Genomic DNA, 1,203 nt, shown 5'->3' with positions numbered 1-1,203 from the left:
TGACCTGCCCGGTTTTTCCGGACCAGTTTAATTTGGAATAGCTCCGGTTGATAAAGTGTTTCCTGTTTTCTTGCTGAACGCTTCCGGCGTCTGGTAGTTCAAGCTGGAATGAGGACGAACCTTATTGTAGTGCTGCCTCCAGTCCTCAATCACCACCTTGGCTTCCAGGCGATTCCTGAACCATTCCATGGCCAGGCATTCGTCACGGAATTTCCCGTTGAAGCTTTCTGTGGTGCCATTCTGCCAGGGCTTGCCCGGATCAATCAGGGCGCATTCTATCCCTTGTTCCGCCACCCATTTTAGCAAGGCAGCACTGACAAATTCCGGGCCGTTGTCACTGCGCAGATAGCGAGGAGCGCCGCGCACACTGATCAGCTTGGAGAGTACCTCGATGACGCGGCCTGATCGGATCGATCCTGCCACATCGATCGCCAAGGATTCTCTCGTGTATTCATCAACGACAGTCAGGCATTTGAGCTGCTGACCGTTAGCGCATGCGTCGAACACGAAGTCATAGCTCCAGACCGAGTTCATCTGCGCTGGTGCCAGAGGTCTTGGTCTACTACCTGCCACTCGTCGGCGCTTGCGCTTTTTAGGCACTTGCAAGCCTTGCTCGGACCATAGGCGAGCGCATTTCTCCTTGCCGATATCGATCCCATCACGACCCAGAAATATCCGGATGCGACGAGAACCATAACGGGGATACTGTCCGGACAAACGCTGCATCGCGCTCGCAATCGAAGCATTCTTTTGCGGCAAGGAGGGGACGTACTTCAAGCTCGACCTGGCTACCTGCATCAGCGCACAGGCGCGTCGCTGCGCAATACCTCGCTCAATCGCGTAAAACGCAGCAATTCGACGCGCCGGTGCGCTCACCATTTTTTTAGCGATATTTCCTTCATTACCTCGATCTCCAGGTCACGTTCAGCCAGTAGCTTCTTCAGCCGGGCGTTCTCTTGCTCCAAGGTCTTCAGGTTCTTTACATCGCTGACATCCATTTCGCCAAATCTCTTGCGCCAGCCATAAATGCTTTGCTCGCTCACTCCGTGGCGTTTGGCCACCTCCGCTACTGGCGCCTTATCGGCTTCGCGCAGTATCCGCACAATTTGCTCATCGCTGTATCGACTCTTTTTCATGGCTTCCTTTCCGAGTGGAAGCTATCTTCTCAAATTTTCAGCGGTCCGAAAAATCCGGGGCAGGTCA

1 protein-coding gene is annotated in these 1,203 nt (G+C 53.9%); it reads right to left on the bottom strand.

The annotated features are described in order from the left end of the window. Positions 1 to 27 precede the first annotated feature (27 nt). Positions 28 to 1,136, bottom strand: a protein-coding gene (locus HWE04_RS24150) for an IS3 family transposase (protein ID WP_241813918.1) whose coding sequence is annotated in 2 segments (ribosomal slippage) — positions 28 to 890 and positions 890 to 1,136 — 1,110 coding nt in all. Because the reading frame shifts where the segments join, the coding sequence is not laid out codon by codon here. Positions 1,137 to 1,203 lie beyond the last annotated feature (67 nt).

This window comes from Herbaspirillum sp. C7C2, assembly GCF_022627865.1.
In the GTDB taxonomy this organism is placed as follows: Bacteria; Pseudomonadota; Gammaproteobacteria; order Burkholderiales; family Burkholderiaceae_D; genus Herbaspirillum; species Herbaspirillum frisingense.
This window is presented reverse-complemented; position numbering and strand designations above follow the sequence as displayed.